This is a genomic window from Flavobacterium alvei, from assembly GCF_002920895.1.
Lineage (GTDB): Bacteria > Bacteroidota > Bacteroidia > Flavobacteriales > Flavobacteriaceae > Flavobacterium > Flavobacterium alvei.
In genome coordinates this window covers 70,216-89,124 of sequence record NZ_PQVG01000007.1, presented here as the reverse complement: position 1 = coordinate 89,124, position 18,909 = coordinate 70,216, and the positions used below count along the sequence as shown (strand labels likewise).

The window sequence follows — 18,909 nt, the reverse complement described above, 5'->3', positions numbered from 1 at the left end:
ACGATAATAGAGTAGTGACTAAAAAAGCAATAAACTAGAGAATTAGGTAGTTTAAAAAGCAATTAGAAAATTAAAAAAATACAATTATGAAAAACATATTATCAAAATCATATATTACCCTATTCTTTTTATTGGCAAGTTTTGTCACGTTTGCACAACCTGGGACAGATGATGGTACGGGTACTTTAGAAGGAACCGATGCACCTGCACCTATTGGAGATTATTTATGGGTTTTGGCTTTGGCAGGCTTAGTACTTGTTTTCTTGACATTCAGAGCCATTCAAAATAAGAAAGTGAATAGCTAAATAAAAGCATAAAGGTTTGCTTTACAGGCCCTGTTCCAGTTTTTGGAGCAGGGCTTTGTTGTTTTAGATAATTAATTTATTTAGCTGATTAATAGCTTTGAAAGCTTGGTTTTGTGAATTTTAACGAGTTTAGAAGTGATTCATCGAAAATATTTTATGGTAAAAAAGGATTCGCTTAGTTTTGACCTCAGATAAGAGATATATCTTTTGTCATAATAAAAAAAACGATATGAATCAAATTTCTAATAAAGCTGGTAAAATCAATAACAACATATTTTTTATGGTGTTGGCTTTTATTTTATTTTCTATTGGAACTGCTTTTGCTCAAAATGAAGTTGAAAACACTGTAGTTTCTAATAATACAATAACAACTACTACTTCTGAGACATTAGTTGCAAAACAAGAAAGTAATGATACAAATTCAAATATGAATTTTGTGCTTTGGTTTATGGGTTCAAAACAAGATCCAAATGTTAAAATTTCTACAGAAGGTGTCAATACAAAAAAAGAGTTTATGACTTCTGGAATGGCTCCTAATCGTTTGCTGATAAAAGCTTTTTTGAAAAAAGCAGTAAATTTCGAAGCAGCATTGTCGTAAATTCTAAAAATATTTTCAGTACCAATAAAAAACGCTAATCTTATGATTAGCGTTTTTTTTTATTTTATATAAGTCCTGCCTAATGCTTTATTCAAATTCCGAAGTAAAAAACAATTTTACATTAGGGAATTTGCTTTGTGTCATTTGGATTGTAAAATCCGAATCGGCAAGAAAAACCAATTGATTGTATTTATCGTGTGCTAAGAATTTTTGTTTAATTCTTCTAAATTCTTTAAATTCTTCACTTTTTGGATCATTTGGTTTAACCCAACATGCTTTGTGTACTGGAAAATTTTCATAGGTACATTTTGCTCCATATTCATGTTCTAATCGGTATTGAATCACTTCATATTGAAGTGCTCCCACGGTTCCAATAATCTTTCTATTATTCATTTCTAGTGTAAACAACTGCGCCACACCTTCGTCCATCAACTGATCAACTCCTTTATCAAGCTGTTTGGCTTTCATCGGGTCAGCATTGTTAATGTATCTGAAATGCTCTGGCGAGAAACTCGGAATTCCTTTGAAACTCATTATTTCGCCTTCGGTCAAAGTGTCGCCAATCTTGAAGTTTCCAGTATCGTGCAATCCTACAATATCTCCTGGAAAGGAAATATCAACGATTTCTTTTTTCTCAGCAAAGAACGCATTTGGGCTAGAGAATTTTAAATTCTTTTTCTGGCGAACGTGATAGTAAGGTTTATTTCTTTCGAATGTACCCGAAACAATTTTGATAAATGCCAAACGGTCTCTGTGTTTTGGATCCATATTGGCGTGGATTTTAAATACAAATCCAGACATTTTTTCTTCTTTTGGATCAACTAATCTCGTTTCAGAATCTTTAGCTCTTGGCGATGGAGCAATTTGAACAAAACAATCCAAAAGTTCGCGCACACCAAAATTATTTAAGGCTGAACCAAAAAACACAGGTTGCAGTTTTCCGTCTAAATATTCCTGACGATCAAATTTAGGATAGACTTCATCAATTAATTCTAATTCTTCTCGTAGTTTGTGTGCGGGTTTCTCGCCAATAATCTTCTCTAATTCTGGACTTTTTACATCCGAGAAAGCAATGGTTTCTTCAATGTTTTTGCGACTGTCACCACTAAATAAATTAATGTTTTCTTCCCATAAGTTGTAAATTCCTTGAAAATCATATCCCATTCCAATAGGAAAACTCAATGGAGTAACTGTTAAACCCAGTTTTTGTTCCACTTCGTCCATTAGGTCGAAAGCATCTTTTCCTTCGCGGTCTAATTTGTTGATAAAAACAATGATAGGAATATTTCTCAGTCGGCACACAGCGACTAGTTTTTCGGTTTGTTCTTCGACACCTTTGGCTACGTCAATCACTACAATCACACTATCAACTGCAGTTAGTGTTCTAAAAGTGTCTTCGGCAAAATCTTTGTGTCCCGGAGTATCGAGAATGTTTATTTTTTTGTCTTGATAATTGAATGCTAAGACCGAGGTCGAAACCGAAATTCCTCTCTGACGTTCAATTTCCATAAAGTCACTCGTAGCTCCTTTTTTGATTTTGTTGTTTTTTACTGCACCCGCTTCTTGAATCGCACCTCCAAAAAGGAGTAATTTTTCGGTTAAGGTGGTTTTTCCCGCATCGGGATGGGAAATAATTCCAAAAGTTCTTCTTCGCTGTATTTCTTCTAAAAAGCCCATATTTATTTAAATAGTTTGCAAAAGTACTATTTATAAATGCGAATTCAAAAAGCAAATAAATTTGTTAGAAATACTTTATGCGAAAATAGATAGAGAATCAAGAAAAAGGAGTGGTGTTTATTGACTAAGCAAATAATATGTTAAACAAAAAAATAACAAAATAGTCCAACCTCCTTATATTTAAAATATTATATCGTTTTCGTTAATAACATTACGATTTTTTCATTTAGTGTTAATTGTGGATAGTGTATATTTGTATCTAAATAAATTATATTTCAACATTAAAATTAAACAAAATGAGTATTATTGTCAAAATTCACGCAAGACAAATTTTCGATTCAAGAGGAAATCCTACTGTAGAAGTAGATGTAGTTACAGATAACGGAATATTAGGAAGAGCAGCAGTTCCATCTGGAGCTTCAACTGGAAAGTTCGAAGCTGTGGAATTACGCGACGGAGGAAAAAACTTTCTTGGAAGAGGCGTTCTTAAAGCGGTTGAAAATGTAAATACTATAATTGCTGAAGAATTAGTTGGGACATCAGTTTTCGAACAAAACTTGATTGACCAAACTATGATTGAGTTAGATGGAACTCCTAATAAAGCTAAACTTGGTGCAAATGCAATTCTTGGTGTTTCGCTTGCAGTGGCAAAAGCAGCAGCAAACGAATTAGGAATGCCTTTATACAGATATGTTGGTGGAGTTTCTGCAAATACATTACCAGTGCCAATGATGAATATCATCAATGGTGGTTCACACTCAGATGCGCCTATCGCATTTCAAGAGTTTATGATTTTCCCAGTAAAAGCAACTTCTTTTACTCACGCATTGCAAATGGGAACTGAGATTTTCCATAATCTTAAAAAAGTATTGCACGATAGAGGTTTGAGTACTGCTGTAGGTGACGAAGGTGGATTTGCTCCAAACTTAGCTGGTGGAACAGAAGATGCTTTAGATACTATCAAATTGGCAGTTGAAAAAGCAGGTTATACTTTTGGAGATGAAGTAATGATTGCTTTAGATTGTGCTTCTTCTGAATTCTACGAAAACGGTGTTTACGACTATACTAAATTTGAAGGACCAACTGGAAAAATCAGAACATCAGCAGAGCAAGTGGAATATATGGCTGAATTAGTAGCTAAATATCCAATTATTTCTATTGAAGATGGTATGGACGAAAATGACTGGGATGGTTGGAAAATGCTTACCGAGAAAATTGGAGACAAAGTTCAATTAGTAGGAGATGATTTATTCGTTACTAATGTGGAGCGTCTTTCTACTGGAATTGAAAAAGGTATTGCTAATTCAATTTTAGTAAAAGTAAACCAAATTGGATCTTTAACAGAAACTATTGCAGCTGTAAATATGGCTAAAAACGCAGGATATACTTCTGTAATGTCTCACCGTTCAGGAGAAACAGAAGACAATACTATTGCTGATTTAGCAGTAGCTTTGAACTGTGGACAAATAAAAACAGGTTCGGCTTCACGTTCTGATCGTATGGCAAAATACAATCAGTTAATTCGCATCGAAGAAGAATTAGCGAATACTGCATATTTTCCGGGTAAAAATGCTTTTAAAGTAAAATAAAGGTGCTGATTTTATTAAAAAGCCATTTACGCAAAGTAAATGGCTTTTTTTTTGAATTTTAACATATTCCTTAGGAATTTCATTTTTTAGTTTGCTTGAAATTACCTATTTTTGGAAAATAATTTTATTAAGATTTATTCCAAAAATATTATGTCAAAAACAGCAAAATTAGAAATAGACGGCAAAATTTATGAGTTACCAATATTTGTTGGGACTGAAAATGAGATGTCCATTGATATTAGCAAATTACGTGATTTGTCAGGAGCAATTACGCTAGATCAAGGGTATAAAAATACAGGTGCTTGTAAAAGTGAAATTACTTTCCTGGATGGAGAAGAAGGGATTTTGCATTATAGAGGGTATTCAATAGAAGAACTAGCTGAGAAAGCCCATTTTCTTGAAGTTTGTTATTTGTTGATTTTTGGAGAATTACCTACCAAAACTCAATTGCTTGAATTTGAAACTCATATCAGAAGATATACATTGGTAAATGAAGAGATGAAAAGCATCATTGATGGTTTTCCTACCACAGCTCACCCGATGGGAGTTTTATCTGCTTTGACCAGTGCTTTGATTGCTTTTAATCCAAAAGCTGTAAATCCAGAACACCCTGACGAATTGTACGAAGCAGTTTGTAAATTGATGGGTAAATTCCTTGTAATTGCCTCTTGGACCTATAGAAAAAGTTTGGGCTATCCATTGAATTATTATGATAATACTTTGGAATATGTAGAAAACTTCATGCAATTAATGTTCAAATTACCAACAGAACCTTATAAAACTGACCCAGTAATTGTTAAGGCTTTAGATAAATTGTTTATTCTTCATGCTGATCACGAACAAAACTGTTCGACTTCAACAGTAAGAATGGTAGGATCTTCTCATGCAGGTTTATTTGCATCAGTTTCGGCTGGTATTTCTGCGCTTTGGGGGCCTTTACATGGTGGAGCTAATCAAGCAGTTCTTGAAATGCTAGAAGAAATTCAGAAGAATGGTGGAGATGCTGATAAATATATTGCAAAAGCTAAAGACAAAGAAGATCCATTTAGATTGATGGGCTTTGGACATAGAGTATATAAAAATTTCGACCCAAGAGCCAAAATCATCAAAAAAGCAGCTGATGAAGTATTAGGAACATTAGGCGTTGAAGATCCTATTTTGGAGATTGCCAAAAAATTAGAAGCAGCCGCTTTGACAGACGAGTATTTCATTTCTAGAAAATTATATCCAAATGTTGATTTCTATTCAGGTATTATTTACCGTGCTTTAGGAATACCAACAGATATGTTTACCGTTATGTTTGCCATTGGTAGATTGCCAGGTTGGATAGCACAATGGAAAGAAATGAGATTGAATAAAGAACCAATAGGAAGACCAAGACAAGTTTATACAGGTTCACCTTTGAGATCTTTTGTTGAAATGGATAAAAGATAATAAAAACCAAAATAATATTTAAAACCACTTCAATCGGAGTGGTTTTTTTTGTTAGTTGTTTAGGCGATAAATCCACTAAACAAACAGTTGCTTCTATATACTTAGGTTTTGTTGCTACAGGATTTTTGAGATAAATTGAAAATAGATTTCAATAAAGCTTCTCTTAATCGAGGAGCTTTTTTATCTTTGATGCTACTAAAAAATCAACTATGTTGAAATTAAGCATAAATGACGAAACTTCAAGACTAAGAACTGTCGTTCTTGGTGTAGCCAATAGCAATGGACCAACCCCATCAATTCAGGAAGCTTATGATCCCAAATCATTAGAGCATATTCGGGCTGGAACTTATCCAAAAGAAGAAGATATGGTGGTTGAAATGGAAGCTTTTAATCAGATTTTTGAGAAATATGAAGTTACCGTTTTTCGCCCTGAAATCATAGAGAACTACAATCAAATATTTACTAGAGATATTGGTTTTGTTATTGGCGATGTTTTTATTAAATCGAATATATTACCAGAACGAGTTCGGGAATTGGATGCTATTCAATATGTGATTGATCAAATACAACCCGAGAAAGTGGTAACTCCACCCGAAGAAGTTCATATCGAAGGTGGAGATGTTATGTTGTGGGATGATTATGTTTTTATAGGTACCTACAAAGGGAGTGATTATAAAGATTATATTACTGCAAGAACCAATAGAGCAGGCGTGCAGTTCATAAAAGAGTTATTTCCGAATAAAAAAGTGAAAGAATTTGATTTGATAAAGTCGAAAATTGAAGCTCGAGATAATGCTTTGCATTTGGATTGCTGTTTTCAACCTGTTGGAAAAGATAAAGCAATTATTTATAAACGTGGGTTCAGAGAAGAAGCTGATTATCTGTTTCTGGTTCAGCTCTTTGGCGAAGAAAATTTATTTCATATTACCCGAAAAGAAATGTATTCGATGTGTTCGAATGTTTTTTCTATTGATACTAATGTTGTAGTTTCTGAAAAGAAGTTTTCAAGACTGAACAAATGGTTGAAAAAACAGGGTTTTATTGTAGAAAAAATCCCTTATGCCGAAATTTCCAAACAGGAAGGGTTATTGAGATGCTCTACTTTACCTTTAATTAGAGATTAAAAAATGTTTCAGGTTTCAAGTTGCTCAACTTGAAACTTGAAATTTAAAACTAAACAACATGAACCAAACTACAAATTCAATTCTAATGATTCGCCCAGTAGCGTTTCGAATGAACGAACAAACGGCTGTAAATAATTATTATCAAAAAGTTTTGGATGGATTATCCAAAGAAACAGTAAATGCTAAAGCGCAAGAAGAGTTTGATGGCTTGGTGCAAAAACTAAAAATGGTAGGAGTCGATGTTATCGTAGTTGAAGATACATTGAATCCAGATACTCCTGATAGTATTTTTCCAAACAATTGGATTTCATTTCACGAAAGTGGCGATGTAGTTTTGTATCCTATGTTTGCTAAAAACAGGAGAGAAGAGCGTCGGGACGACATACTGGATATTGTAGAGGATCAAGGTTTTGTCATCAACGAAATTATGGATTACACTTCGGCCGAAGAAGATGGTTTTTATCTTGAAGGTACAGGGAGTGTGGTTTTAGATAGAGAAAATGGAAAGGCCTATTGTGCTTTATCGCCTCGGGCTGACGAAGAGTTGTTTATTGAATTCTGTGAAGATTTTGAATATTCTCCTGTGATTTTCGAAGCTTTTCAAACTGTAGATGGCGAGCGAAAATTGATTTATCATACCAATGTGATGATGTGTATTGGCGATACTTTTGCAGTGATTTGTGCCGACTGTATCGATGATAAAAAAGAACGCAAAATGGTTTTAGACAGTTTGAGAGGCGATGATAAGGAAGTTATTCTAATCACAGAAACTCAAGTCAATTCCTTTGCGGGTAATATGCTAGAAGTAAAAGGCGCCGATGATAGACGCTATTTAGTAATGAGTAGCTCAGCATACCAAAGTTTGACAAAAAAACAAATCGCCCAAATCGAGGAGCACGTTACTATCTTGAGTTCTAATTTGGATACTATCGAAGCTTGTGGAGGTGGAAGCGCACGCTGTATGATGGCTGAGATTTTCTTGCCGAGAGGGTAAAATAGTCAATCGTTTTTCGATGTTCGTTTACCGTTTATTGAAAAACGAACATCGAAAAACGATTAATCTAAAGTAAATTTCCTTTTATGATTGTTAGTAGTGCGCTAACAATATACTGAATTCCTATAGCAATAACTATAAATCCAACGATTCTAGAAATAGCTACAATTCCAGATGCTCCAAGAATTTTTGAAAGATAATGGGCACTTCTTAGAATCACAAAAATAGCGATGGCAATGGCAAAAATGGCCAAACATGAAATCATGATTTCGTTTGGCTTGTGGTGTTCTTGATAGAATGCAATTAACAAAGATATAGAGCCAGGTCCTGCAAGCATCGGTATGGCTAGAGGGGTCAAAGCAATGTCGTTTCTTTTTTGGGCTTCCGACTCTGCTTTTTTGTTAATTCCTCTCTTTTTAGTAAACTTTCCAGAAAGTAATGAAAAACCTGAACTAACAATGATGATTCCTCCCGCAATTCTTAGAGCTTCTATGCTAATTCCAAAAAAAGTCAGCACATATTGACCAATAAAAAAGGAAACAATAAGAATTATAAAGACGTTTATTGCGGTCCATAATGAGATTCTAGAGCGCTCTTTTTTAGAATCGGAATGGGTGAGCCCGACAAAAATTGGTACTGTTCCTATGGGGTTTAGTACTGAAAATAAAGCAGCAAATAAATAGGTAAAAAGATCCATACTGTTTTGAATTGTGGGTGTAAAAGTAGTGTTTTTTATTATTGTGAGATTTTCGATGCTTGATGTTTCAGAGCAATCGCATTTAAAAATTAGTTTTTCTTTTTACCACAAATTACGCAAATTTTCACAAATTAAGACATCTGTTTCGTTTTGATTAATAGGTAAATTAGCGTTGGGCTAACTCAGATTTGCGAAAATTTGCGTAATTTGTGGTTGAGATACTATTTAATTGTAAAGGGAAATAATTTAAAAGTAAAAAGTGATTGCCCTATTAGCTTGCTGAAAAGCCTATTTCTTGACTCTTTTTTGCCTACTTTTGCAGTATTATAAGTATAGAAATGAAAAATAAAAAAACATTGGTTCTCGGTGCTAGTGCCAAACCAGAAAAATATTCCTTTAAAGCCATTACTTTATTAGTACAAAAAGGACATTCCGTATTAGCCATTGGTCAAAATGCTGGTGAAGTTGCAGGAATAAAAATCCAGACTAAAGCTATTCCCTTAAAAAATATAGATACCATCAGCTTGTATCTCAACCCAATTCGTCAACGTGATTATTACAATTACATTGTTGAATCTAAACCCAAGCGTGTTATTTTCAATCCTGGGACCGAGAATCCAGAGTTCTATCAATTATTGGAACTGAATGGTATTAAGGCCGAAGTGGCTTGTACTTTGGTATTGTTGACTACCAATCAATATTAATGAGGTATGTAGCAGTTGTTGATGCCTCAAATTGTTTTTACAATGACGTTAGTGTACAGCTCTTTAAGGCAGTTGTATCTAACGTCTTTTTTAAATGATTAGGTACTGCAACAACTAACTCTAAAATTCCATATTTAGTCAAATTATAAATACAGAATTAATATTATATTTGTTTTTTATCGATTAAATTTACCTATAAACGGTTTTTTTGTTTTGAGACGAAGAGTTTTCTTAGCTTAATCGATTGATTTATAGTGGTTTTTTGTTTTTTTTGTTTATTTGTTTATTTCAAAAGTAGGGAGTTGAAAAAAAATAGGAACTTGCTTTTGTTGTATATTTGTCGTCAATTATTTTACCTTGACTAATTCTCTTTTGGGAGTTAGAACGGCGAAGCCATGGAATCAAGAAAAGAAAAAGTGTAATCCTACTTTATAAAATCTTATGATTAGTTGTTTTGGTTTTTAGAAATAAATGTTTTTCAATTAGAATTGTATTATGAAAAAAGACACTAAAATTTATATTGCTGGACATCGAGGTATGGTGGGCTCTGCGATTTGGAGAACGCTTACTGCAAAAGGATATACCAATTTGATTGGGGCTTCAAGTGCCAACCTAGATTTGCGAAATCAAGATGCAGTTCGGGATTTTATTTCGAAAGAAAAACCAGATGTGGTTATTGATGCTGCTGCAAAAGTAGGAGGGATTTTGGCCAACAATAATTATCCTTATCAGTTTATTATGGAGAACATGCAAATCCAGAACAATTTGATAGATTCGGCTTTGCAATCGGGGATTGAAAAATTTATTTTCTTAGGGAGTTCTTGTATTTACCCTCGACTGGCTCCACAGCCATTGAAGGAAGACTATTTGCTAACTAGCGATTTAGAACCCACTAACGAATGGTATGCTATTGCTAAAATTACGGGTGTAAAAGCCTGTCAAGCTATTCGCAAGCAATTTGGAAAGGATTACGTTAGTTTAATGCCTACCAATTTGTATGGCACCTATGATAATTTTGATTTGAATACTTCTCATGTACTTCCTGCAATGATGCGGAAATTTCACGAAGCCAAAGAGAATAATCATGCTCCTGTAACACTATGGGGAAGCGGAACTCCTTTGCGCGAATTTTTATTTGTAGATGATATGGCTCAAGCAGTCGTTTTTGCGTTAGAAAATACTTTGCCAGATTATTTATATAATATAGGAACAGGAGTTGATTTGACCATCAAAGAATTAGCAGAAACCATTCAGAAAATTACTGGGCATCAAGGTGAAATCATCTGGGATTCCAGCAAGCCTGATGGAACGCCACGAAAATTAATGGATATTTCTAAAATGCATGATTTGGGTTGGAAACATAAGATAGATTTAGAAGAGGGAATTCAATTGACTTATGATTGGTTTTTGGAGCATGTGAATGATTTTAAGCAAGTGAAAATGTAAAACTATAATCTTTTTTCGATGATCGTTGACCGTTTTTCTAGTTTCAAACAACGAACAACGAACAACGAACAACGAACAACGAATAACGAACAACGAACAACGAACAACGAAAAACGAACAACGACAATGGATACAAAACAAAAAGTAGCACTAATAACAGGAATTACAGGACAAGATGGATCTTATCTTGCAGAATTATTATTAGAAAAAGGATATCATGTTCACGGAGTAAAAAGACGTGCTTCTTCTTTTAATACCCAACGAATTGATCATATCTATCAGGATCAACATGAGAATCATGTGAATTTTAAATTGCATTATGGTGATTTGACCGATTCGACTAATATTATTCGAATCATTCAGGAAGTACAACCCGATGAAATCTATAACCTTGGAGCAATGTCCCATGTAAAAGTTTCTTTTGATTCTCCTGAATATGTGGCCAATGTTGATGGAATCGGTACTTTGAGAATATTGGAGGCCGTGAGAATTTTGGGTCTTGAGAAGAAAACTAGAATCTATCAAGCCTCAACTTCAGAATTGTATGGCGGTTTGGCTGAAAATAAAAATGCAGCAGGATTTTATGATGAAAACTCGCCATTCTATCCCCGTTCTCCTTATGGTGTTGCTAAGATATATGGTTTTTGGATTACGAAAAACTACCGCGAAGCTTATGATATCTATGCTTGTAACGGAATTTTATTCAACCACGAATCGCCAAGAAGAGGGGAAACTTTTGTAACTCGTAAAATTACTATGGCTACAGCAGCTATTGCCTTAGGCAAACAAGATTGTTTGTATTTAGGGAACTTGAACTCACAAAGAGACTGGGGACACGCCAAAGATTATGTAGAGGCGATGTGGAGAATCTTGCAACAAGATGTAGCCGAAGACTATGTAATTGCCACTGGAGTTACTACTTATATTCGTGATTTTGTACGTTATTCTTTTGCTGAAGTAGGTATGGAATTGGCCTTTGAAGGCGAACAAGAAAGTGAAGTAGCTAAAATAGTAGCTTGCAACAATCCTGAATATCAATTGCCAATTGGTACAGTTGTAGTAAGAGTAGATCCTCAATATTACCGCCCTACCGAAGTAGATTTGTTGATTGGTGATCCTGCTAAATCTAAAAAATTGGGTTGGAAACCACAATATGACCTTGCAGGATTGGTTAAGGAAATGGTGGCAAGTGATCTAGAGATTGCTAAAAGAGGTTAATCGTTTAGAAAAGGTTTAATTGTTTAATCTAACCCGTTGGGTGTAATTATTAAAATCTTCAGTTCGAGTGTTTTTTGTGGAGTAAAACGGAACAAAAAATGTATCGAGAACCATTTTTAATCCTAATTTTTTTGTTCTCGATACACTTTTCTATCGAAAAGCACTCGAACTGACGAAAATTAGTATTAAAAATTAATTACACCCAACGGGTTAATCTAATAAATAATTACCAGTTAACCCAATACCAATTCACCTATTAATACAATAAAAAAACCGATGGAAATCAGTTTGCTACAATCTAAAATTTTTGAAATTCGAGGAACAAAAGTCCTTCTAGATTTTGATTTAGCATTATTATATGGTGTTGAAGCAAAAGTTTTAAACCAAGCTGTTAAGCGAAATGCAATTCGGTTTCCAAGTGATTTTATGTTTTAAATTACCTTGAGCGAATGGGAAGAGTACTCGTCACAAATTGTGACCAGTTCCAATAAAAATCGCGGAAAGGTTTATTTGCCTTTCGCATTTACTGAGCAAGGTGTAGTAATGTTAAGTTCTGTTTTGCGTTCTGAAAAAGCAGTTTTGGCAAATATTGCTATTATGCGAGCTTTTGTTGAAATACGCAAAGTGATGACACAACAGCATTATTTGTCGCAACAATTTCAAGATTTAAAAAAAGAATTGGAGATTCGTTTAGGAGAGCAGGATACACAAATAATTGATATTTACAATGCTCTCGAAGAACTTATGGATGAAAAAGAAGAACGAAAAAATTGGGAAAACAGAAAAAAGTTAGGATATAAGTAAATCCAATTATCCTTTTCTAAGGAGATAGATTTATTGATAATCCTGCTAAATCTAAAAAGTTAGGTTAGAAACCACAATATGACCTTGCCGGATTGGTTAAGGAAATGGTGGCAAGTGATCTAGAGATTGCTAAAAGATATTAATAAAAGAAATGGTTATCGGTTAGAAAACAGGTCACCAATGAATCAATTGACCTTAAAGAATTAACCCCAAAAAACAAAACATAAATGCAAGCAGCTCATCGTGTAGCTAAAAATACTGGAATTCTTTATGCTCGGATGGCGATTACCGTTTTTATATCGCTGTATGCTACAAGATTGGTTTTGGCTGCTTTAGGTGTAGCTGATTTTGGTTTGTTTAATGTGGTGGGTGGTGTAGTGGCCATGCTTGGTTTTTTAAACAGTTCGATGGCAGTGGCAACCCAGCGGTTTATGTCCTATGCCCAAGGCGAGGGCGACTTAGAGAAAGTAAAACGTATCTTTAATATGAGTACTATTTTGCACGCAGGAATTGCGGTGCTGATGGTCTTGATTTTGGAAATTGCGGGTTACTTTTTTTTTAATGGAATATTGAATATCGCTCCTGAAAGGGTTGAAGTGGCTAAAATTATTTACCATTTTATGGTAGTTAGCACTTTTTTTACTGTTTTGTCGGTGCCTTATGAAGCAGTGATTACTTCGCACGAGAATATGCTATTCTATGCTATTTTAGGCATTGTAGAAGCTTTACTAAAATTAGGCATTGCCTTATATCTCGCTTACAGTGCCTTTGATCATTTGGTTGCTTATGGTTTTTTGACGGCAGCTTTGGCTATTTTTTTATTGATTTTGCGACGGATTTATTGCCATCGTAATTATCAGGAATGTGAGTTGAATTTTCGTAAATATTACGAAAAAAGTCTGATGAAAGAGATTAGTAGTTTTGCAGGTTGGTCTTTGTTGGGAACGGCAAGTAGTATGCTGGCTAATTATGGACAGATAATTGTTATTAATATATTCTATGGTTCTATTGTTAATGCTGCACAAGGAATAGCTATACAAGTGAGCGGACAATTGGGTGCTTTTGCTAATACAATGCTTAAAGCTTTGAACCCCATCATTGATAAAAGTGAAGGTGCTGGTAATAGGTTACTAATGCTGAAAGCAACGATGTCAGGAAGTAAGATTTCTTTTTTTCTTTTAATTTTTTTTTATATACCTGTTCTTATTGAAATGCCTTATATTTTTAGTTTATGGCTAAAAAATGTTCCTGACTATGCTGTATTATTTTGTAGATTAGGTTTGATTCGTAATTTAATTGATCAATTATTTGTAACATTAACTAGTGCAATTGCAGCCGTTGGAAATATTAGAAAATTTCAAATTTATAATTCAGTATTGAATTTTTTTCCATTACTAATATCCTATGTTTTATTTTCATTTCATTTTCCTGTTTATTACTTGTATATAGTCTTTATAATTTATTCTTTAATTGGAGGAATTCTTGTACTTTCCTTCGCAAAATCTGACTGTGAATTATCAATCCCAATCTATTTGAAGAATGTCGTTATGCCTTGTTTGGTTTCGTTCGTGTTAATTTTGATTTTATCTTTAGTACCTTTCCTTTTTAATCTCAATCAAAGTCTTAGATTATTATTTGTGATTTCAATAAGTTCAATCTCCTTTTTGATTGTATTTTGGTTTATTGGTTTTAATATAGAGGAGAGAATGATTGTTAAGCCATTTATGAAAAAGATTTTTTCAAGACAATAAAATTTTAATTGTAATTTATGGAAAAAATTGTATACAAAATTGGCGGATTAAAGCGACCCTCAAATTCAAAAATCGAGAGGCTTGTATTGAAACTTAATAAAGTCCCATTGCTACGTAATTTTGGTTTTATAAAACAATTAGTTTGTAAATTATTTAATTTACCCTTAACAACAACCTTCAACGAAGGTTTTTATTGTTCAGCACCGATTTTACAAGTAGGGAATAATGTTGGTTTAGCTGACACATATATATTAGCATATGCGCCAGTAATTATAGGCGATAATTGTTCATTTTCATTTAGAAATATGATTGTTACTTCAACCCACGATTTAAATGATTTTTCTACTGTCATAGCTCAACCAATTATTATAGGGAATAATGTTTGGATTACAACAAATGTTACAATATTACCTGGGGTTGTAATCGGAGATAATACTGTTATTGGTGCTGGAAGTGTTGTTTCAAAAAGTATTCCCTCTGGTGTGTTTGCAGCAGGAAATCCTTGCAAAGTTATTAGAGAGATTTCATTTAAGAAATAATGTCAATATTTACAACTTAAATTATGCAATTAAATATATGTCAATTAATATTAAAAATAAAAGCTCCATTCTAGTAAATACCTGCGACAATTTTGAAGATTGCTGGATTCCTTTTTTTAAACTGTTTACTATTTATTGGCCTGATTTTAATGGTAAAATATATTTAAATACCGAATACAAAGACTTCAGTTATCCAGGTCTTGACATTGTGTGTACTAAAGTCTGTGAAGTAAATAAAGTACCACATTCTGTTCGTGCCACTTGGAGCCAATGTTTGAGTTGGACTTTGGAAGCTATTGATACAGATGTTGTATTGTATATGCAAGAGGATTATTTTCTAAAAGATTTTGTTAAAAATGATCTCATAGAAAAATACGTTCAAATGATGGTTGAAAATAATGATATCGACTGTATTCATTTGACAGACCAAGCTGTAATACCTAATAATAAATCTATAGATTACGAGGGTTTATATACTGTACAAAACAACCAGAAATATCAAATTAGTTGTCAGGCTGCTTTATGGAAAAAAGAAACTTTACAATCCTATTTACGTATTTATGAAAATGCTTGGCAATTTGAAGAATTTGGATCTAAAAGGGCTGCAGTTTTAAATCATAATTTCTATGTAGTAGATAAAAGTTGGGTTCAATTAAATGTTTTTGAAATTATACCTTATGTTTTTACAGGGATTATGCAAGGAAGATGGTTTGAAGAAGTAGTGCCCTTATTTGAAAAACACAATTTAGAAGTTGATTATACCAAAAGAGGATTTGTAAAGGATAAACCACCCAAACCATTAAAAAATAGGATTAAATATAGATTAAATAAATTTCCAATTTGGATTCGCCATCTAACAGATATTTATCAAATAAAATCTAGTTTGAATAAGAAATAATTTTTAAGCATAAAATTTATACTATTGAAAGGAATTAAATTTTGATTCATTATCTGGTATAAAAATGAATACAAATTTGAATAAAGACGTGATGAATAATATTTTTTATTTTTCTCTAAAGGTTTTGAGAAAACTCTATGCTAAATCTTTTGGGACTGTTTTGGAAAATCCAATATGTGTGATAGACCCTGATGAAGCGTCAAAGCTTATTTATAATGCTTTAAATGCTGATGAGCCCTGTATGATTGCTCGTTTTGGAAGTACAGAGTTAAACTGTTTGACTAACTATTTAGGCATTGTAAACGATAAAGGAAAATATTTTGATTACATAAAAGGAAATGCCACAGCTTGGTGGTGGAATCCAAAAGTAATTAGTCAAATGAGTACTCATTCTGGATTTTTTCCGCCTACGGTTGAAAAAATAGAACAATTTTGTGAGTTGATGTTACAGGACATTCCAGCGGTTGATATTTTGGGATCATGGCGACCTGAAGAAAAATTATTAGAAAAAGAGCTAAAAAATGCCCATAAAATAAACCTCTTATTGTTAGAGCCTTATTGGGCTGAAAATCATTGGTCAAGGGTTTTAGAAGGTAAAAAAGTATTGGTCGTTCATCCATTTGCGGAGGATATTGAGCAGCAATATCTTAAACGAGGCCTTCTTTTTAAGAAAAATATTTTGCCTCAATTTGAATTGACCACAATTAAATCTGTGCAGAGTTTGGCCGGAGAGAAGGTAGGTTTTAAAGATTGGTTTGAGGCTTTAGACTATATGAAAGCTGAAATAGATAAAGTAGATTATGATATTTGTTTAATTGGTTGTGGGGCTTATGGTTTTCATTTGGCTGCACATGTAAAACGAAGCGGCAAAAAGGGATTTCATTATGGAGGTGCGCTACAATTATTATTCGGAATAAAAGGTAAAAGATGGGAAAATGAGTTGTTTGGTAAAGATGAATTAGGGGAGAAGGGTAAATATCCAGCATTATTCAATGAGCACTGGATTTATCCTGGAGATAAAAGTAGGCCTAAAAATGCCAATGCTATTGAAGGGGCTTGTTATTGGTAAAGTAAATTAATTTAATTGTATTTTATAATATTTTGCGAATGATTTCTTCCAATTTATTAATATCTATAAAAGATCAATTTTTATTAGCCTGCTTTATTGTCAAATGGTATTAAATTTATTCAATCGATTTTTGAATTTGAAAAGCATATTTTGACGGTTTTATTTTAGTTAATACTAATGGTAACTTTTAATAAAATAACAAATTAGTTATGATAGACTCAATAGAAAAATACAACTATTACTTGCAGGAAGATAGAAAAGCTTTAGGGATTACAAAAAATACTTTCTTAATGTTCTTAAATCCTTTTGAAATTGATTTTGAAATATATAAATTTCAAAGAGCTCTTCGAAAATGTGAATATTTATATAATTCAAAGAATAGTTCTTTTTTTTGGAAAGTGAGGAAATTTATTGCTGCTACTAGATTTAAAAGGTTGTCTTGTAAATTAGGTTTTACAATTAATCCAAACTGTTTTGGACCAGGGTTAAGAATAGCTCATAGAGGTACTATTGTTGTTAATGGAGGTTGTGTCATTGGAGCAAATTGCACTATTAATGCTTGTGTAAATATAGGAGCAAATCCGGGTTCACCTGAACTTGTTCCACAAATTGGTGATAATGTTTATATTGGCCCCGGAGCAAAACTCTTTGGAGGTATTTTTATTGCTAATGGTTGTACAATTGGTGCTAATGCAGTTGTGAATAAAAGTTGTAACGTAATTAACACCGTTTTAGTTGGAGTACCAGCGATGGAAAAAGGGGTTAAATTATTTTAAATTGAAAGAGGGAATAGATAGACCTTAAAACTGCTAACGAAGTTATATATAGTGAAATAAATTTAATAAAAATGCATATTGTTATTGTTTCACCATCGGATAAATCTTTTATTGCAAAATTTTTGTCAAATTATAAAGAGAAGGATTTACCCTATGGTTTTTCAGGTGCTCCTTTTATAGGTACAATTATATCAGAGTTGCTGAGTAATAACCATAAAGTAACTGCTATTACTACCTCAGTAGCAATAGGTAATGATTACAGCACTAAGAAGTTTACAAATGGTGATTTCACATGGATTGTTGTTCCATCTAGACCGAGATCAATGCGAGTGAATGGGAATAAAATTGGCCGGATAGTTGATTTATATGCTTATGAAATAAAACAATTAACCAAGCAAATTCAATTAATAAAACCTGATTTTGTACATGCACATTGGTCTTATGAGTTTGCAGCGGCAGCTATAAAAGCAGGTTTTCCTTATCTGGTAACAGTTCACGACAATGCTTTTAAAGTTCGTAAATGCTTTAGTTTTTTATTTGGTTTGGGGAGATTGCTAATGGCTCAAATTAATTTAAAAAGAATTAAGTACGCCTCAACTGTTTCTCCCTATATGTTATCTTATGTTAAAAGCAGTTGTGAGCGGGTGAAAATAATACCTAATCCTGTAGTAATTCACATGGATTTTTCTGATATAGAAAAGGCTTTACAAGTGAAAATTGCTACCATTTCAAATCCGAGGCTTATTATGATAAATAATGGATGGGATATGCGTAAAAATGGGATAAATGGTTTGCAGGCTTTTAAGAAAATAGTTGAAGTAATTCCAAATGCAGAATTACATCTTTTTGGGTTTGGTTCAGAGCCAACTGGATTGGCATTTGATGATGCCCAAAAAATAAATATAAAGAATGTTTTTTTTCATGGTGTAGTTCCTAATGATGTATTGCTGAATTTTCTTAAAGATTCTCATTTGTTGTTACATCCAGCTTTAGAAGAGTCTTTTGGGGTGGTTTTGATTGAAGCAATGGCTAATGGTGTTCCTGTTATTGGCGGAGCTACTTCAGGAGCTGTTCCTTGGGTAATTGATAATGAGTTACTCTTGGTAAATGTGAAAAATTACCAAGAAATTAGCAACAAAGCTTTACAATTATTGGCGGATTCTTCACTATATTCTGAAGTGGTTATAAATGGATATAAAAACACGGTAAATCGTTTTTCTGCAAAAAAAGTAGTTGAACAATACCAGGATTATTATAACCTAATTTTACAATGTTGATAATAAAAT

17 protein-coding genes and 1 pseudogene are annotated in these 18,909 nt (G+C 33.2%); 16 read left to right on the top strand and 2 right to left on the bottom strand.

Features of this window, described 5'->3' with window-relative positions:
* The first annotated feature begins 86 nt into the window (after positions 1 to 86).
* Complete coding sequence (locus C3L50_RS12740) at positions 87 to 305, top strand: hypothetical protein (RefSeq protein WP_103806565.1); 219 nt, start codon at positions 87 to 89, stop codon at positions 303 to 305.
* 229 nt (positions 306 to 534) lie between these two features.
* Positions 535 to 903 (top strand): hypothetical protein, encoded by a 369-nt coding sequence (locus tag C3L50_RS12735; protein ID WP_103806564.1) that lies wholly within the window; start codon positions 535 to 537, stop codon positions 901 to 903.
* A gap of 87 nt (positions 904 to 990) precedes the next feature.
* Here the strand turns inward: C3L50_RS12735 and C3L50_RS12730 are convergent, their stop codons facing one another.
* Entirely contained in the window at positions 991 to 2,580 is a 1,590-nt protein-coding gene (locus tag C3L50_RS12730; RefSeq protein WP_103806563.1) for a peptide chain release factor 3, read from the bottom strand.
* A 296-nt stretch (positions 2,581 to 2,876) separates the two neighbouring features.
* Between C3L50_RS12730 and eno the strand changes: the two genes are divergently transcribed.
* From eno to ctlX, 4 genes are all read left to right on the top strand, one after another.
* Complete coding sequence (eno, locus tag C3L50_RS12725; RefSeq protein WP_103806562.1) at positions 2,877 to 4,169, top strand: phosphopyruvate hydratase; 1,293 nt, start codon at positions 2,877 to 2,879, stop codon at positions 4,167 to 4,169.
* 150 nt (positions 4,170 to 4,319) lie between these two features.
* Positions 4,320 to 5,603, top strand: a complete 1,284-nt coding sequence (locus C3L50_RS12720; RefSeq protein ID WP_103806561.1) for a citrate synthase — start codon at positions 4,320 to 4,322, stop codon at positions 5,601 to 5,603.
* Between the two features lie 209 nt (positions 5,604 to 5,812).
* The gene (locus C3L50_RS12715) at positions 5,813 to 6,727 is read left to right on the top strand and encodes a dimethylarginine dimethylaminohydrolase family protein (protein WP_103806560.1); all 915 of its coding nucleotides are present in this window, start codon (positions 5,813 to 5,815) and stop codon (positions 6,725 to 6,727) included.
* 58 nt (positions 6,728 to 6,785) lie between these two features.
* Positions 6,786 to 7,721: a citrulline utilization hydrolase CtlX gene (gene ctlX, locus C3L50_RS12710; protein ID WP_103806559.1), complete on the top strand. Its 936-nt coding sequence runs from the start codon at positions 6,786 to 6,788 to the stop codon at positions 7,719 to 7,721.
* Between the two features lie 67 nt (positions 7,722 to 7,788).
* Here ctlX and C3L50_RS12705 read toward each other — a convergent pair whose 3' ends face one another.
* On the bottom strand, positions 7,789 to 8,418 hold the full coding sequence (locus C3L50_RS12705) for a MarC family NAAT transporter (RefSeq protein ID WP_103806558.1): 630 nt from the start codon (positions 8,416 to 8,418) through the stop codon (positions 7,789 to 7,791).
* 338 nt (positions 8,419 to 8,756) lie between these two features.
* Here C3L50_RS12705 and C3L50_RS12700 point away from each other — a divergent pair, with 338 nt between their 5' ends.
* The 10 genes and pseudogenes from C3L50_RS12700 to C3L50_RS12645 all read left to right on the top strand — a co-directional run bounded on the left by C3L50_RS12700 (position 8,757) and on the right by C3L50_RS12645 (position 18,900).
* Entirely contained in the window at positions 8,757 to 9,122 is a 366-nt protein-coding gene (locus C3L50_RS12700) for a CoA-binding protein (RefSeq protein WP_103806557.1), read from the top strand.
* A gap of 495 nt (positions 9,123 to 9,617) precedes the next feature.
* Positions 9,618 to 10,568 carry a GDP-L-fucose synthase family protein gene (locus C3L50_RS12695; RefSeq protein ID WP_207764334.1) on the top strand — a complete coding sequence of 317 codons (951 nt, stop codon included), beginning with the start codon at positions 9,618 to 9,620 and terminating at the stop codon, positions 10,566 to 10,568.
* Positions 10,569 to 10,694: 126 nt separating this feature from the next.
* The gene (gmd, locus tag C3L50_RS12685; RefSeq protein ID WP_103806717.1) at positions 10,695 to 11,786 is read left to right on the top strand and encodes a GDP-mannose 4,6-dehydratase; all 1,092 of its coding nucleotides are present in this window, start codon (positions 10,695 to 10,697) and stop codon (positions 11,784 to 11,786) included.
* Positions 11,787 to 12,062: 276 nt separating this feature from the next.
* Positions 12,063 to 12,590 (top strand): annotated as a pseudogene (locus C3L50_RS16420) (ORF6N domain-containing protein).
* Between the two features lie 227 nt (positions 12,591 to 12,817).
* A complete protein-coding gene (locus C3L50_RS12670; protein WP_103806554.1) occupies positions 12,818 to 14,341 on the top strand; it encodes an MATE family efflux transporter in 1,524 nt (507 codons plus the stop codon).
* Between the two features lie 17 nt (positions 14,342 to 14,358).
* Positions 14,359 to 14,880 (top strand): acyltransferase, encoded by a 522-nt coding sequence (locus C3L50_RS12665; protein ID WP_103806553.1) that lies wholly within the window; start codon positions 14,359 to 14,361, stop codon positions 14,878 to 14,880.
* A 37-nt stretch (positions 14,881 to 14,917) separates the two neighbouring features.
* On the top strand, positions 14,918 to 15,778 hold the full coding sequence (locus tag C3L50_RS12660) for a hypothetical protein (RefSeq protein WP_103806552.1): 861 nt from the start codon (positions 14,918 to 14,920) through the stop codon (positions 15,776 to 15,778).
* A 64-nt stretch (positions 15,779 to 15,842) separates the two neighbouring features.
* Complete coding sequence (locus C3L50_RS12655) at positions 15,843 to 16,847, top strand: hypothetical protein (protein WP_243400380.1); 1,005 nt, start codon at positions 15,843 to 15,845, stop codon at positions 16,845 to 16,847.
* Between the two features lie 209 nt (positions 16,848 to 17,056).
* Positions 17,057 to 17,623: a serine O-acetyltransferase gene (locus tag C3L50_RS12650; protein WP_103806551.1), complete on the top strand. Its 567-nt coding sequence runs from the start codon at positions 17,057 to 17,059 to the stop codon at positions 17,621 to 17,623.
* A 71-nt stretch (positions 17,624 to 17,694) separates the two neighbouring features.
* Positions 17,695 to 18,900: a glycosyltransferase family 4 protein gene (locus C3L50_RS12645; RefSeq protein ID WP_103806550.1), complete on the top strand. Its 1,206-nt coding sequence runs from the start codon at positions 17,695 to 17,697 to the stop codon at positions 18,898 to 18,900.
* Positions 18,901 to 18,909: the final 9 nt, after the last annotated feature.

Coding starts and splice junctions, on each gene's coding strand:
- C3L50_RS12740 (WP_103806565.1), top strand. CDS start 87: ATGAAAAACATATTATCAAAATCATATATTACCCTATTCTTTTTATTG.
- C3L50_RS12735 (WP_103806564.1), top strand. CDS start 535: ATGAATCAAATTTCTAATAAAGCTGGTAAAATCAATAACAACATATTT.
- C3L50_RS12730 (WP_103806563.1), bottom strand. CDS start 2,580: ATGGGCTTTTTAGAAGAAATACAGCGAAGAAGAACTTTTGGAATTATT.
- eno (WP_103806562.1), top strand. CDS start 2,877: ATGAGTATTATTGTCAAAATTCACGCAAGACAAATTTTCGATTCAAGA.
- C3L50_RS12720 (WP_103806561.1), top strand. CDS start 4,320: ATGTCAAAAACAGCAAAATTAGAAATAGACGGCAAAATTTATGAGTTA.
- C3L50_RS12715 (WP_103806560.1), top strand. CDS start 5,813: ATGTTGAAATTAAGCATAAATGACGAAACTTCAAGACTAAGAACTGTC.
- ctlX (WP_103806559.1), top strand. CDS start 6,786: ATGAACCAAACTACAAATTCAATTCTAATGATTCGCCCAGTAGCGTTT.
- C3L50_RS12705 (WP_103806558.1), bottom strand. CDS start 8,418: ATGGATCTTTTTACCTATTTATTTGCTGCTTTATTTTCAGTACTAAAC.
- C3L50_RS12700 (WP_103806557.1), top strand. CDS start 8,757: ATGAAAAATAAAAAAACATTGGTTCTCGGTGCTAGTGCCAAACCAGAA.
- C3L50_RS12695 (WP_207764334.1), top strand. CDS start 9,618: ATGAAAAAAGACACTAAAATTTATATTGCTGGACATCGAGGTATGGTG.
- gmd (WP_103806717.1), top strand. CDS start 10,695: ATGGATACAAAACAAAAAGTAGCACTAATAACAGGAATTACAGGACAA.
- C3L50_RS12670 (WP_103806554.1), top strand. CDS start 12,818: ATGCAAGCAGCTCATCGTGTAGCTAAAAATACTGGAATTCTTTATGCT.
- C3L50_RS12665 (WP_103806553.1), top strand. CDS start 14,359: ATGGAAAAAATTGTATACAAAATTGGCGGATTAAAGCGACCCTCAAAT.
- C3L50_RS12660 (WP_103806552.1), top strand. CDS start 14,918: ATGTCAATTAATATTAAAAATAAAAGCTCCATTCTAGTAAATACCTGC.
- C3L50_RS12655 (WP_243400380.1), top strand. CDS start 15,843: ATGAATACAAATTTGAATAAAGACGTGATGAATAATATTTTTTATTTT.
- C3L50_RS12650 (WP_103806551.1), top strand. CDS start 17,057: ATGATAGACTCAATAGAAAAATACAACTATTACTTGCAGGAAGATAGA.
- C3L50_RS12645 (WP_103806550.1), top strand. CDS start 17,695: ATGCATATTGTTATTGTTTCACCATCGGATAAATCTTTTATTGCAAAA.